The sequence below is a fragment of the Gottfriedia luciferensis genome, assembly GCF_002156865.1.
Classification (GTDB): Bacteria; Bacillota; Bacilli; order Bacillales; family Bacillaceae_G; genus Gottfriedia; species Gottfriedia luciferensis.
In genome coordinates this window covers 57943-71005 of the sequence record NZ_NCTA01000016.1, presented here as the reverse complement: position 1 = coordinate 71005, position 13063 = coordinate 57943, and the positions used below count along the sequence as shown (strand labels likewise).

The 13063-nt window shown below is 31.4% G+C and carries 13 protein-coding genes; 3 read left to right on the top strand and 10 right to left on the bottom strand.

Annotation, left to right across the window (positions count from 1 at the left end):
* Positions 1-232: 232 nt before the first annotated feature.
* From B7R67_RS12795 to B7R67_RS12770, 6 genes are all read right to left on the bottom strand, one after another.
* Positions 233-1240 carry a PTS sugar transporter subunit IIC gene (locus B7R67_RS12795; RefSeq protein ID WP_088070999.1) on the bottom strand — a complete coding sequence of 336 codons (1008 nt, stop codon included), beginning with the start codon at positions 1238-1240 and terminating at the stop codon, positions 233-235.
* Between the two features lie 148 nt (positions 1241-1388).
* On the bottom strand, positions 1389-2771 hold the full coding sequence (argH, locus tag B7R67_RS12790) for an argininosuccinate lyase (protein WP_088070997.1): 1383 nt from the start codon (positions 2769-2771) through the stop codon (positions 1389-1391).
* A gap of 28 nt (positions 2772-2799) precedes the next feature.
* Complete coding sequence (locus B7R67_RS12785; protein WP_088070995.1) at positions 2800-4014, bottom strand: argininosuccinate synthase; 1215 nt, start codon at positions 4012-4014, stop codon at positions 2800-2802.
* Between the two features lie 30 nt (positions 4015-4044).
* A complete protein-coding gene (argF, locus tag B7R67_RS12780) occupies positions 4045-5082 on the bottom strand; it encodes an ornithine carbamoyltransferase (RefSeq protein WP_088070993.1) in 1038 nt (345 codons plus the stop codon).
* Between the two features lie 253 nt (positions 5083-5335).
* On the bottom strand, positions 5336-5755 hold the full coding sequence (locus B7R67_RS12775; protein ID WP_088071076.1) for a Dps family protein: 420 nt from the start codon (positions 5753-5755) through the stop codon (positions 5336-5338).
* Positions 5756-5850: 95 nt separating this feature from the next.
* Positions 5851-6624 carry a nucleotidyltransferase domain-containing protein gene (locus B7R67_RS12770; RefSeq protein ID WP_088070991.1) on the bottom strand — a complete coding sequence of 258 codons (774 nt, stop codon included), beginning with the start codon at positions 6622-6624 and terminating at the stop codon, positions 5851-5853.
* A 73-nt stretch (positions 6625-6697) separates the two neighbouring features.
* On the opposite strand from B7R67_RS12770, the gene B7R67_RS12765 reads away from it, so the two are divergent.
* On the top strand, positions 6698-6982 hold the full coding sequence (locus tag B7R67_RS12765; protein ID WP_158095095.1) for a YciI family protein: 285 nt from the start codon (positions 6698-6700) through the stop codon (positions 6980-6982).
* Positions 6983-7352: 370 nt separating this feature from the next.
* Positions 7353-8291: a CPBP family intramembrane glutamic endopeptidase gene (locus B7R67_RS12760; RefSeq protein WP_088070987.1), complete on the top strand. Its 939-nt coding sequence runs from the start codon at positions 7353-7355 to the stop codon at positions 8289-8291.
* A 130-nt stretch (positions 8292-8421) separates the two neighbouring features.
* On the opposite strand, the gene B7R67_RS12755 is transcribed toward B7R67_RS12760, so the two are convergent.
* From B7R67_RS12755 to B7R67_RS12740, 4 genes are all read right to left on the bottom strand, one after another.
* The gene (locus B7R67_RS12755; RefSeq protein ID WP_158095094.1) at positions 8422-9366 is read right to left on the bottom strand and encodes an aminoglycoside phosphotransferase family protein; all 945 of its coding nucleotides are present in this window, start codon (positions 9364-9366) and stop codon (positions 8422-8424) included.
* Positions 9367-9430: 64 nt separating this feature from the next.
* Entirely contained in the window at positions 9431-10693 is a 1263-nt protein-coding gene (locus B7R67_RS12750; RefSeq protein ID WP_235822155.1) for an MFS transporter, read from the bottom strand.
* 16 nt (positions 10694-10709) lie between these two features.
* Entirely contained in the window at positions 10710-11387 is a 678-nt protein-coding gene (locus tag B7R67_RS12745; protein WP_088070984.1) for an HAD family hydrolase, read from the bottom strand.
* 56 nt (positions 11388-11443) lie between these two features.
* Entirely contained in the window at positions 11444-11992 is a 549-nt protein-coding gene (locus tag B7R67_RS12740; RefSeq protein ID WP_088070982.1) for a GNAT family N-acetyltransferase, read from the bottom strand.
* A gap of 423 nt (positions 11993-12415) precedes the next feature.
* On the opposite strand from B7R67_RS12740, the gene B7R67_RS12735 reads away from it, so the two are divergent.
* On the top strand, positions 12416-13033 hold the full coding sequence (locus tag B7R67_RS12735) for a DedA family protein (RefSeq protein WP_088070980.1): 618 nt from the start codon (positions 12416-12418) through the stop codon (positions 13031-13033).
* Positions 13034-13063: the final 30 nt, after the last annotated feature.

The window sequence follows — 13063 nt, the reverse complement described above, 5'->3', positions numbered from 1 at the left end:
TGCGATTCTCAGAATTTATTTGCAGTTCACCATCTTTTTGCAACATTTCCACATTTATTTGCAGAGAATCACTTCTTATTTGCGATACTTTTAGATTTAATTGCAGTTTTACTAATTTTAATTACGATTCTCGGAATTTATTTGCAGATCAAACTATACCACCACTACACTATCTTTAATTTCTGACTACAAAAAGAGGATGTCACAAACTTTTTTGGGACACCCTCTTTTTTTATACTATTTTTAGTTCTCCGCTCGAAATCATACCAGCTTTCTTTAAGAATATGTACACGATATACGAAACTATTCCTGGAACTAAAATATATGTCACAAGCATTGGCACAATAATTGAACTTCCATATGTAGATAATAAATTCATTGGTGCAACGAGTGCACATAAGCCTAAACCGGCTATTTCTTTTGGTGCTTCAATATGAAATAAGAATGCTGATACTGGTCCAGCTACAGCACTTGCTACAGTTGTAGGTATGAGTATCTTGATATTTCTTGTTACGTTAGGTAGCTGTAATTTAGGTGTAATAATTAGGAGACCTAAAATACTTCCTGGCTCGTTTTCTCTTGCTGATATAACTGCTAATCCTACAAATTGTGCTGCACAGCCTGCAAGCGCCGCTCCTCCTGCTGTTCCATCGAGATTTAACGCAATCGCAAGAGCAGCAGATGATGCTGGAGAAACGATTAATATCCCCCATACGACAGCTAATACTATCGAAGCGATTATCGGTGATCCTTCAGTCGAACCTTTAATAAAATTCCCAACGGTTATTAAGATAGGAGAAATCCACTTTGATAAATATAATCCAATTAAACCGGCTATTAAAATTGAAAATAAAGGTACAATCATTAAATCTAATTTCGTTTTACCTTGAACAGCTTTTCCTATAAAAATGGCAATTAAAGCTGACAATAAAGCTCCAACTGGTTCGCCCATTTTAATTGTCATCGCTGTATTCACCATTAATAATGCTCCAGAACCTATTAAAGCAGCGGACATTGCAGAGAATATGATTAGAGTACTTGATTCTAATAATACTGCTATACCCGCTCCAATTGCAGGTGCCATTAAAAGCTTAGTTGAAAATCCAATTGTCATTAAGGATTCAAAATGAAAAATTCTTCCAATACTTTCAAGCAATGAACCAATACCGATCATAACAAATACAGCATGAGCAATACCTTCTGATGCTCTAAAAACGCTATTTTTTTCTTTCGTGCTCATAATATACCTACCTTTTTTTAGAAACTACTTCTAGTATTTGCATAAATAAACTGAAATTATTAATTTTATAAAAAGAATTCATTTATTTAAACGCAAAAAAACGTCCAAATGAACTGGACGTTTCAGACAGCTTACAAATTATACCATATTAGACAGTTAAGTATAAGCACTCTTCAGCTTTGAGTATTTGTTTCAAAACCTCTTTTGATGAAGTTCCACCTTCACTTATTCTTGCTTCCATCACCGTTTTTGGGTCTAATGTGTGATAAATATCTTCTTCAAACACATTATTAATCTTTTTATATTCCTCTAGCTTTAATTCACCTAGAAATTTGTGGTTTTCAATTGCATATAGTACAGTTTTCCCAACAATTTCATGAGCTTGTCGGAATGGAATGTTTTTTCTCACTAAATAATCTGCAAGGTCAGTTGCATTTGAATAATCATTTTTAACTGCCCCATACATTTTACTTTCATTTACTTTCATTGAATCAATAATCCCTGATAGTAATTGTAGTGCTCCCTCCACTGTATATACTGTATCGAACATACCTTCTTTATCTTCTTGCATATCTTTGTTGTAGGCTAAAGGCAAACCTTTTAAAACAGTTAATAACCCGATTAAACTTCCATATACTCTACCAGTTTTACCTCGTAGTAATTCTGGAACATCCGGATTTTTTTTCTGTGGCATAATACTCGAACCGGTACAAAAAGCATCGTCTAATTCGATAAATTGAAATTCTTGGCTTGACCAAATAACAAGTTCTTCAGAAAGTCTTGATATATGCGTCATTAATAGTGATGAATTTGATAGGAATTCTACTATAAAATCTCGATCGCTTACTGCATCTAAACTATTTTGGTAAATATCACTAAACCCAAGTATTTCAGCTGTTCGATTACGATTAATCGGGAATGTTGTCCCAGCTAATGCGCCTGCACCTAGTGGAGAGATGTCTATTCGTTTTAAGCTATCAATATATCTTCCTTTGTCACGCTCTAACATCCAAAAGTACGCAAGTAGATGATGTGCAAATGAAATAGGCTGCGCTCTTTGCAAATGAGTATATCCAGGCATAATCGTATGCACATGTTTTTTTGCTTGGTTTATGATTTTATTTTGTACTTCCACGATTAAATCAACTATATAAGAAGTTTTATTTTTCAAATAGAGGTGCATATCAGTAGCAACTTGGTCATTTCGACTACGTCCTGTATGTAGTTTACCTCCAATTGGTCCGATTTCATCAATTAACAAACTTTCTATATTCATATGAATATCTTCATTTTCAATACTAAATTGAACTTCATTTTGTTCTATTTTACTTAAGATATTGTTTAAACCTTCTATGATCAATTCTGCTTCATCGATTTCAATAATTCCACACTCACCAAGCATAGTTGCGTGAGCGATACTTCCAGCGATATCTTCCTTAGCCATTAATTGATCAAATTCAATTGATGCTGTAAATTCTTCTACTAATTGATTTGTGTCCTTCGTAAAACGCCCGCCCCAAAGTTTCGACATAGCTTCCTCCCTTATTTCGAACGATTATTTATTTCGTTAAAACTGTATTTTTATTTGTCACTTCACTATAAACCTTTGTTGGTAATCCCCAGAGTTTAATGAATCCAACTGCAGCGTTATGATCAAACATGTCACCTTTTGAATAGGTTGCAAGTTCTTCATTATATAAACTATAATCCGATTTTCGACCAACTACTGTGTGACTACCTTTTAATAGTTTTACTCGAACAACGCCAGTAACTGTTTTTTGTGTTGTATTAATAAATGCATTTAAAGCATCCATTAATGGTGAATACCATAATCCATCGTAAAGTATTTTTGAAAACTGTTGTTCAATATTCACCTTAAAATTGGTTACTTCACGTGGTAACGTTAAAAACTCTAATTCTTTGTGTGCATTTATTAAAATAAGTGCCGCTGGATTTTCATATACTTCGCGGGATTTTATGCCTACTAATCTATTTTCAATATGGTCAATTCTTCCGACTCCATGTTTGCCACCTATTTCATTTAATTCTTCAATTAATTGAACAAGATTCATAGTTTTACCGTTTAAACCAACAGGAACACCTTTTAAAAATTCAATTTCAATATATTCATGTTCATTAGGAGTATTTTGTATTGCATTTGTCCAATCAAATGCCTCTTCTGGGGCTTCATTCCATGGATTCTCTAATACACCTGCTTCACATGCTCTTCCCCAAATATTTGCATCAATTGAAAATGGATTATCTAAATCAACTGGAATTGGTACACCATTTTCATGTGCGTATTGGATCTCCTCATCACGAGTCATACCCCATTCACGAACAGGAGCAACTACTTTAAGATTTGGATTTAACGCCATGACAGAAACTTCGAAGCGAACTTGATCATTTCCTTTCCCTGTGCAACCATGAGCTACTGCGACTGCCCCTTCTTTTTCAGCTACATCGACTAATAATTTTGCAATTAAGGGTCGTGATAAAGCAGATGATAATGGATATTTCCCTTCATATAGAGCGTTTGCTTTTAAAGCAGGTACAATATATTCATTTGCAAACAAATCCTTTGCATTAATCATGTATGATTTAATTGCCCCTAAATCGAGCGCCTTTTGACGGACTGCTTCTACATCTTTTCCTTCTCCTAAATCAAGACAAAGCGCAATCACATCATAGTTATATTTCTCTTGTAACCATTTAATACAAACTGACGTATCTAAACCACCTGAATATGCTAAAACAATTTTTTCATTTCCCATGTTATTACCCCCGAAAATAGATTTTTAGTTTTATAAATTCCCCATTAATGCCACTAAGATCGCTTTTTGAGCATGAAGACGATTTTCTGCTTCATCAAATACTACTGAATGCTTACCATCAATTACCGAAGCTGTAACTTCTTCCCCTCGATGTGCAGGTAAGCAGTGCAAAAATAAATAATCATCTTTCGCATTTTCTAACAATTGATCATTTACTTGGTACGGACTAAAATCTTTTAAGCGAATTTCAGTTTCTGCCTCTTGGCCCATACTGGTCCAAACATCCGTTATCACGACATCTGCTCTACTTACACCATCAATAGGGTTATTCACTACTTCAATGATACTTCCAGTCGTTTTTGCAACATGCTTCATCGATTGAAGGACAACTTTATTTGGTTCATATCCTTCTGGACAAGCAATTGTTAAATATACTCCAAGCTTAGCTGCACCTTCAATCAGCGAATGGCAAATATTATTATTCCCATCTCCTACATAAGCAATCTTTAAACCTTTTAATCTTCCTTTATGTTCAAGAATCGTTAAAAAGTCAGCCATTATTTGAGCAGGATGGTGTAAATCAGTTAATCCATTAATAACTGGAATTGATGAGTGCTCAGCAAATTCAGTTACCATATCATGAGTATTTGCTCGGATCATTACACCGTCTACATAACGAGAAAATACTTTCGATGTATCATGAACAGTTTCCCCTCTACCAAGTTGCAAATCCTTACTACTCAAAAAGATAGCGTGACCACCTAGTTGCAACATGGCCATTTCAAAGGAAAGTCTTGTTCTCGTTGAATTTTTTTCAAAGATCATCCCAAGTACTTTATCTTTCAAATAAGGATGGGCTTCCCCTGCCTTTTGCATACTTTTCATCTCTAAAGACTTTTCAAGTAAGAATAATAATTCACTTGATGAAAACTCACTAATTGAAAGAAAATTTTTCCCCTTAAAATCTGACCATTTTACATGGCTAAAATTCCCTTTTGTTACATTCCACTTTGTCTTATGCTTAAAGCTATTATTTTTCACAAGATTATCCTTCAACACTTTACTCATAAATCCATCCCCTTTTTAGAAGTTCAGATTTCTTATATAATGAATAATTATACTCAAATATAAATAAATATACAATTCATTTTTTTGTTTTTTTTTGGTATTTTTTTAAAATTTAATATCCGCTCCTAATTAAACCTATATAAATCCTATATTTAACAAGATAAATCAATTTGAAATATCTTCCTAAACAAAAAAAGTGAATTGACCGAATCATATTACATGAAACAGTCAATTCACTTTATTTAATATTTATTCATTTTCCTAAGAATGATTTTAGCATCCATAGCATCTTTTCTATTTCAGCAATCTTCCCTAAAAATAAATCTGCAGTTTCTTGATCATTACTTTCCTCAGCTATTGAAATAACGTCACGAGATTCTTGAACAATTTTTTCATAGTCTTTAATTAAATCGGATACCATTTCCTCTGCAGAAAAAGTATGGTTCCCTTCTTTAATTGTCGCAGTTTCTAAATATTCACGAAGAGTTGCAATAGGTTTTGCACCAATTGTTAAAATTCTTTCACCTAATTCATCGACCATAACTTTTGCTTCATTGTAGTACACTTCGAATTTTTCATGTAAAGTAAAGAAATTTTGTCCTTTTACATACCAATGATAATTATGTAATTTCACATAAAGCACGTTCCAATTTGCTAATTGTTGATTTAACATACCTTCTAAATTTGCCAAATTTGTTCACACTCCAATATCATTTGAGACTTTGTTAAAATACAAAGAAATTTTTCCCAAAAAGTGTGAGATCTATTCTATTTTTCCCATGATTCTTCCAGTGTCTTTCGAAATAATTTATTTAATTCATTCATATTCGTTTTATGAGATTCAGAAATATCCTTTACATACCCTTCAAAAAACTTAATTTTTTGTTCGATAAATTCATTTAACACTTTCCTTTTTGGCTCTATATCAAGCTCATCGCCTTGTTTCTTTCGAGCTAATAAATGATTTACTTCATCTAAAAAGTCTTGATCCAATCCTTGCATCTCTAAAAGATGATCAAATAATACTGGAGGAATTTCGTTATATTTTTCGATCCACATACAAGCTAATATTGGTCTTAAAATATAAAAATACTTCTTAATTTTTACTTCCTGTCCTTGCAGATAATCTCGATAATTTCCTTTAGCCATATGTAAATAATGATAAATACATGCTTTTTTAGAAAGAATTTCATTACCAACTTTTCTTAATTCCGCTGAAAGTGTTAATTCATCCGAATATACAATAGGTGACCTTAACCATTCTAATAATGACGGATTAGATTTTGCAAAAAGATTTAAAGCTTTCCTTAAATCCCACCCACTAAAATCTAACAGTTCATTGATTGGGTATTCGATTACACCACGCTTTTGATCAATACTTAAGTACCAATCTTTACGGTGTACATAAACAAAACGAACATCATAATCACTATCTTTTGAAGGAAATCCCCACGCCCTACTTCCAGACTCAACTGCAAATAGAATTTTCACATCATGTTCTTCTTCAATTTGTTTTAGTTTTTTGCGAATTACTTCTTTCAATTTTACTCCTCCTATAAAAGCTCCAAATACATGCTATATTAATATTAGTTTAATATGATAGGATGTGGATCGATTGGAAAACTTTATTTATGTTTTAAAACCAGTTCGTTCAACTTTTTTACATGACTCAACTGAAGAAGAAAGAAAGATTGTATCTGAGCATTTTCATTATCTCCAAAATTTAAATAATGATAAAAAAGTAGCATTAGCTGGAAGAACAGAAAAAGCAGAATTCGGTATTGTACTATTAAATGTAGAAAGCATTCAGCACGCTGAGGAAATAATGCAAAATGATCCAGCCGTAAAAAATAATGTGATGACAGCCGAGTTGTATCCATTTTTAATTGCATTAAGTTAAATAAGAAGTGCGCCGAAAATGTACTATTTATAGTCATTTTGGACGCACTTTTTTTGATATACGTTACGTTGTTTCGTTCTATTAACGTTCGAATTTTTACTTTGAAACGGTTATTTTGTTTATAGATCTCGCTCTTTAGGTTGAAATTCCCAAAATTAGTAATAAGAATCATAAATTTTATGTAGCATCTCAAAGATTACCTTGTTCAATGATTGTTAACAAAATATCTATATAAGTATATTGCCTAGCCTGTATCTAAGTGATAGTTTTTAAGAAAGTAGCATTTAACATAAAAAGGTAGTAATTGTGTTCAAAAAATATTAGGCATTTCATTGCGATAATATTCTTTTGAAAGGAGTTGGAAAAGTAGATGCTTACAAATGTAGAAAAAGATAACATAAAAATAGATGGCAAATTAAATGAAGTTCATAAATTTTTATTTTTGCTAATTATACTAATTATTTATGTAGTTCCATTTATAACAAAAAGTATTCAGCGATATCATTATTTTCCAACTGATAATTTACTATTTAAAATCATTAATTATCTACCTTTTTTAATGACTTGTTTCATATACATAAAACAAAAAAAGCTTAAGTTAAAAAATGATCTACTAATAAAAAAGACTCCAATTCAAAACTACTTGTATGCAATTCTTTTTGGCATTTTGCTTCAGCCTTTAATTTTTTGGTCAGGTTCATTTAGTGTATTTCTCCATACTGGTGAAGTCTATTTACCAGATAAAATATTAATCAATCTATCAACTAATTCTCTTTCTAAAAATATAACTGGCATACTTACCACTGGACTTATTGCTGCAATTTTAGAAGAAATTTCTTTTAGAGGTATTTTATTGAATTCCTATAAAGGGGTTAATGTATTCATAGCTATATTAATGAATGGACTATTATTTTTTTTAGCACATTTTGATTTTTTTAGGGTTTTCACCATAATTCCTATAGGTATTTTATTGACACTTCTTACGATCGTATCCAAATCAATACTGCCTTCTATAATACTTCATTTGATGCTTAATTCATTTCACTATATGTTAAGCATAATATCGTATAATTTTATGATTCATTTTTATAATTTTCTTTTTTCACCTTTAATATCTTTACTATTCTTCGCTGCTGTTATCTTGCTTAGTTCTTTCTTACTAATTAAACATATTTATCCTCTTAATAAAAAAAATAAAGAGAAGCAAAAACTTCCCTTTAAACTATTCGATCGGTATGTAATACTATTAATTATTTTGGTTATAAAACAAAGTTTGATAGATAAATATGCAAGCTTTCCATCATCATGAGAGAGCATTACACTCTCTCTTTTTTGTTGAAGGAGTACAAATGAAAAAGTTCGATTAATAAAGTTAGTTTTGAAAATTTTAAATGGATTAAGAATCTGTTCAAACTCAAAGCAATTACTGCTAAGTGATCTTAAAAATTAAAGATTATTTTTTCTATTTCTTGCAAACTAATAGCCATCTTAGCAACTTCAGACTTTTCCTGATAAAAACTAATATTACTAAAGCGATGTAGCAATAAATATGTCATTAATTCTTTTTTAAAGTCATCATTTAGTTCATTTTCTTGATAGCCATATGATTCAAGAAAAATTCGATTAAGCCCATCATATGGATAAAACATAAACGCGATTGGTCCAAGTAAATCATATTTTGAGTTCCCTACAAAGCAGTCAGCGAAATCGATTAGACCTGTGAATTTCCAGTTGCCATCTACTTTATTCATAATTAAGTTAAATGGCGTGTATTCACCGGTTAATAAAACTAATTTCTCATCACTTTGCAATGATTCTTCTTTCATATAATTAGGTAATTGGCCTAAAAGCCCTTCACTTAACCCATTATTTTTATGATGATAAGCTAACTCTTCAAACCTTTTATTTAAAAATTCATTCCAAGTATTAAAATCATCTGGATTTGTGGTGACTGTTAAATTATGGACTTCTCTAATAATATTTCCTAAATCACTTGCTAACTTTCTTTTCTCTTCAAAGTTTAATTCGTCAAAAATATCTATCAAAAGTGTACCTTTTAATTCAGTCATAATTAGATAATTCCAGCCTTCAAACTGACCAGTTGATAGAATGTGTGGAATTTCTACCGATAACTTCTGTTCATTTAAAAATTCGAGAATCTTTTTCTCTTTTACAAACTCATCATTCACATATGACGGATAGAGTTTAATGACAATTTTACCATCTACACTAAATACAATATTCCCTCCGAATGCAAATCGAGTAAGCTTCTCATAGTTTATTTGTTCTAAGGTGCAAATTTTACTAATTTTACCTTCCCAAAAACAATTTTTCTCGCGCATAATTTGATATTTATCTTTTGTAATTTTGTATAAATAAGTCATCATTTTACCTCAAGTTTTTATTTTCAGAAGTTTTCTTCAGTTGAATTTTTAGACTTTGTAGCTCTCAAGCTGAAAGATTTTGATTTAATACTGTTCTCTTTTTTATATTAAGAACAAATAGTGTAGCGAATAGACAAAAAATACCAGCTGCAATGAAAATTGATTGATAGGCATTTAGCCAAGAATAAACTAAACCACCACCATATGCAGCAGCACCGGCTCCTAATTGGTGAGCAGAATAGATCCAGCCGTAAATTACTCCTACTTTTTCTTTTCCAAAATGATCAGTCGCTAGCTTTATAGTTGGAGGTACAGTTGCAATCCAATCCATACCGTAAAAAATTGCAAATGCACCTAAATAGATAACCGAATTTGTTGATAATGCAAACGGAAGTATCAGTAAAGATAGTCCTCTTAAACCGTAATACCAAAATAATAGCCAGCGATTATCATATCGATCAGATATATAGCCTGATAAGGTTGTTCCAATAATATTAAAGATTCCCATAAAAGCCAAAATACTAGCAGCTGTAACCTCTTTATATCCATAATCTATACAAAGGGAAATAAAATGTGTTCCGATTAGTCCACTTGTAGAAAAACCACAAATAAAAAAACTACCTGCTAATAACCAAAAAACTTTCGATTTAACACCAATTTTTAAACCATCAAATGCCGCTTTCACTGGATTGATATTTTTCGATTGTTTTAAATTACTCTTTTCTGCTCCTAATGGTAATGCTCCTACATCTGAAGGATCATTTTTCATAAAAATCCAAAGTAAAATATAAATAAAAACTCCAAACGTAAAAATTGTTAAAACTGCACTTCTCCATGAATAGTTTTCAACGATGTATGCCATTAATGGTAGAAAAACAAGCTGCCCAGCGGCAGAACTTGATGTTAATAGTCCAAGAGCTAATCCTCGTTTTTTCTCAAACCATGTTGTTGCAACATACGCATTTAAAACAGTTAAAAATGTACCTGCTGTTAATCCGATGATAATTCCCCAAATAATATACAAATGCCATAACTGTGTCATAATAGTTGTTAGTAAAATTGCACATAATAATCCTCCCATGCCAACTAACAATACATTTCTAACATTAAATTTCTGATAAAGACCGGCGATAAATGGGCCTGAAAACCCGACAAGCGTAATACAAATTGCAAATGCACCGGATATTGAAGCTCTAGTCCAACCGAATTCTTGTTCGAAAGGAATCATCATCACTCCCGACATTGTGTTTGTTACCGCTGCTATAATAACTGATAGGAAAGTAACGATTAGAATAATCCAAGCATAATGTATTTTTCCTGTCTTCAATACAGATCCTCCTTTTCTAACTCTTAATTTTGTTATCTAGTAATAACATTCTTTTCAAGTGATCTACGCTATTCGCTAATGCATTTGCACCTGAATTTATTAATTCATCTTCACTACCATATCCATATGTAACACCAATAGAATCAATATTGTTAAGCTTTGCACCAATCATATCGTGGAATCGATCTCCAATCATTACTGTACTTTCCTTAACACAATCGTTCTCCCCTAGAAATAAATAGTCGATTATTTCAGCTTTATTAATTCTTGTGCCATCTAATTCACTTCCTACAATTTCAACAAAAAAATGGTCAAGTTGGAAATGACTTATTATTTGTTTGGCAAATATTGTTGGTTTTGATGTCGCTACAAATAAACGCTTCCCGTTTAAATTCAACTCTTCAAGCAACTCAGGAATTCCCTCATAAACATTATTTTCAATCATACCATTCTTTGAAAAGTATTCGCGATAAAAGCGAACTGCAATTTCAACTTCTTTTTCATTTAATTGACAAATTTCAGAAAAAGATTGTTGAATGGGTGGACCAATAAAATTTAAGAGCTCTGATTCTTGAAGCTTTGGTTTGTTCATTTTCTGTAAAGCATAATTTATTGAGTTTACAATACCCTCTTTTGGATTTGTCAATGTACCATCTAAATCAAAAAGTATACTTTCATAGTTTTTCGTTTCCATTTTCTTCATCCCTCCAAAAAAGCGTTAGCACCTTGAGCTAACGCTTTTTAATCTACTTATTTATTTTTCCATTCCTTTTTTAACATGCTATAAATCGCCAAGTCATAATAACTGTCTCGAATCTGTTGAGCTTCTCTAAGAATACCTTCTAGTTTAAAATCTAGACGCTCAGGAATCGCTCTACTTTTTTTGTTTTCAACAGCCGCTCTAATAATTACCCGATTTAGATTTAGCTCGTCATAACAATATGTAACTAATCCTTCCACAGCACGTGTCATTATTCCTTTACCTTGCACGTGTTCGCTTAACCAATAGCCAATTTCACTTGTTTGATTTGTCCAATCAATATAATGTAAACCTAACATCCCAACAAATTCACCTTTGTAAAAGATTCCAGTCTCAAAGCCATTGTTATCAGCAAATTTTTGTAACCACATTGGTATAATTGATTTTTGATAATCTTCTACAGTTGGAACATTTTCTGCCCAGATTAACCATTCTTTTAATGAGTTTTGATTTTCTAACAGTGCTTCAACTAGAACTTTTGCATATTTTTGAGTTAATAAATTAATAGAAAGGTCATCACTTAATTGCACCTTAAACATAATTCTTCCTCCTTCATTTCAAAGTTATTTCAAAATAATAGACTGGTACATTTTTATGAATCAGGAGAATAATGTAATCCATTCTTTTTTTATTAATCTACTTTATTTCTCTATTAACATGTCTAAATCCTTTCCATTTTAAAAAATATATTCCCTAAATTACGCTATTGAATTAGTTTTTTATATTGTTAACCAATTTTTCAATAAGTTTTTCTGTATTCTATTTAATGTAAAGTTATTCACAATAACTTGCAACATTACTAGTTACATAGTATATTTTGCAAAAGGAATATTAAAGATTTTTAATTTTTCCGGTTAATAAAATAGGAGGACGATTTAGTCGCTCCAATTAAAAAAGTTTATATAATTCAATCAATTACACTTTAATTAGAGCCAATATAAAAATAAATGAGGTATTTCATCATGCAAACTTGGATAACTGAAACAATGGATACATTTGGGTATTTAGGTATCTTTTTATTAATCGCATTAGAAAACATTTTCCCTCCAATTCCATCTGAGGTTATATTAACATTCGGAGGATTCATGACTACTCAAACTACACTAACCAAATTAGGTGTGATATTCTTTTCAACATTAGGATCTGTAGTTGGAGCACTTATTCTATTTTGGATTGGTACTTTACTCGACATTAAAAAGTTAGAAAAAATAGTAGACCGCTGGGGACATATTTTACGCCTGACAAAAAAAGATATCTATAAAGCGAATGAATGGTTTACAAAACATGGAGTATGGACTGTATTCTTTTGCCGATTAATCCCTCTAATCCGTAGTTTAATATCGATTCCAGCGGGAATGTCTCGCATGAATATTTGGATCTTTTTACTATTTACAACGTTAGGTTCATTAATTTGGAATACAATTTTAGTCTATATCGGTTCATCAGTTGGGGCTTCGTGGGAAAAGATTGTTGAGTATATGGATGTTTATTCAAATATTATTTATTTAATGATGGCCATTGGAGTTGCGATATTCATCTTTCTGTTTGTACGTAAAAGAAATCGCTCAATGAAACAATAGGTCTTAAAAAATTTAAATACAAAAAAAACC

Bases quoted from the DNA above. Each gene is read 5' to 3' on its own strand.
- B7R67_RS12795 (WP_088070999.1), bottom strand. From the start codon at position 1,240: ATGAGCACGAAAGAAAAAAATAGCGTTTTTAGAGCATCAGAAGGTATT.
- argH (WP_088070997.1), bottom strand. From the start codon at position 2,771: ATGTCGAAACTTTGGGGCGGGCGTTTTACGAAGGACACAAATCAATTA.
- B7R67_RS12785 (WP_088070995.1), bottom strand. From the start codon at position 4,014: ATGGGAAATGAAAAAATTGTTTTAGCATATTCAGGTGGTTTAGATACG.
- argF (WP_088070993.1), bottom strand. From the start codon at position 5,082: ATGAGTAAAGTGTTGAAGGATAATCTTGTGAAAAATAATAGCTTTAAG.
- B7R67_RS12775 (WP_088071076.1), bottom strand. From the start codon at position 5,755: ATGTTAAATCAACAATTAGCAAATTGGAACGTGCTTTATGTGAAATTA.
- B7R67_RS12760 (WP_088070987.1), top strand. From the start codon at position 7,353: ATGCTTACAAATGTAGAAAAAGATAACATAAAAATAGATGGCAAATTA.
- B7R67_RS12755 (WP_158095094.1), bottom strand. From the start codon at position 9,366: ATGACTTATTTATACAAAATTACAAAAGATAAATATCAAATTATGCGC.
- B7R67_RS12745 (WP_088070984.1), bottom strand. From the start codon at position 11,387: ATGGAAACGAAAAACTATGAAAGTATACTTTTTGATTTAGATGGTACA.
- B7R67_RS12740 (WP_088070982.1), bottom strand. From the start codon at position 11,992: ATGTTTAAGGTGCAATTAAGTGATGACCTTTCTATTAATTTATTAACT.
- B7R67_RS12735 (WP_088070980.1), top strand. From the start codon at position 12,416: ATGCAAACTTGGATAACTGAAACAATGGATACATTTGGGTATTTAGGT.